Source organism: Streptomyces sp. NRRL S-495, from assembly GCF_000966955.1.
In the GTDB taxonomy this organism is placed as follows: Bacteria; Actinomycetota; Actinomycetes; order Streptomycetales; family Streptomycetaceae; genus Kitasatospora; species Kitasatospora purpeofusca.
In genome coordinates, this window is record NZ_JZWY01000612.1 from 1 (window position 1) to 902 (window position 902).

Here is a 902-nt window from a genome sequence, read left to right on the forward strand (position 1 = left end):
CGTGCCGGCCGATCCGGCTCGCGCTGCCGTCCGCGCCGACCACCGCGCGGGCCTCGAAGCTGCGCCCGTCGGCGGCCGTCACCAGCGCGGTCCGGTGCTCGCCGCCGCGCTGCTCGACCCCGGTGACGGTCACTCCGGTGACCAGCACCGCGCCGGCCTGCTTGGCGGCCTGCACCAGGCGCAGGTCGAACTCGTCCCGGTTGACCAGGCCGAACAGCATCTGCTTGGAACGCCGGGTCCGGGTGAACCGGCCGCCGTAGGCGAAGGTGACGGCGTGCACCCGGTCCTGGAGCGGCAGCTTGAAGTCCGGCGGCAGGCTGTCCCGGGACGGGCCGATGATGCCGCCGCCGCAGGTCTTGTACCGGGGGTGTTCGGCCTTGTCGAGCAGCAGCACGCGCCGGCCCTGGGCGGCGGCGGCGTGCGCGGCGGAGGAGCCGGCCGGTCCGGCACCGACCACGACGACGTCCCAGACGCCGTCCAACGGGTCCGGCCGGTCCGGCCCGGCGGCCTCGGCGTCGAGCGGGCTACGAGAATCGGGGCTTCCGGAGTCAGTCACGGGCAACAATCCTATGCGGCCGTCCCCACTGACGTCGGCCGCACCGCACCGAACGCGCGAACGAATCGTGGCAGTACCGGCCCGCCCCGGCCGCGCGGACGGTGCCGGGCACCGCTCCCCCCGGGGCCGTCCGTTCGTGTCCGCCTATGATCGGCGTTACCCCCCGTCAACGCCGTTCGCCCGAAGCACCCCCCGGACGGACCACCCCTACCCGGAGCACACCCGATGCCGCAGCAGCCCCTGGCCGACGCCGTCCGGTCCCTGATGGACCGCGCCCGCACCGACCTGGCCGAACTGGTCGCCTTCCGCTCGGTCGCCGATCCGCGCCAGTTCCCGGTCGAGGAGT

The 902-nt window shown here is 74.8% G+C and carries 1 protein-coding gene; it reads right to left on the bottom strand.

The window, feature by feature from the left end:
- A partial coding sequence (locus VR45_RS28865) for an FAD-dependent oxidoreductase (protein WP_045942795.1) occupies nucleotides 1-481 on the bottom strand: 481 nt, incomplete at its 3' end.
- Between the last annotated feature and the right edge of the window lie 421 nt (nucleotides 482-902).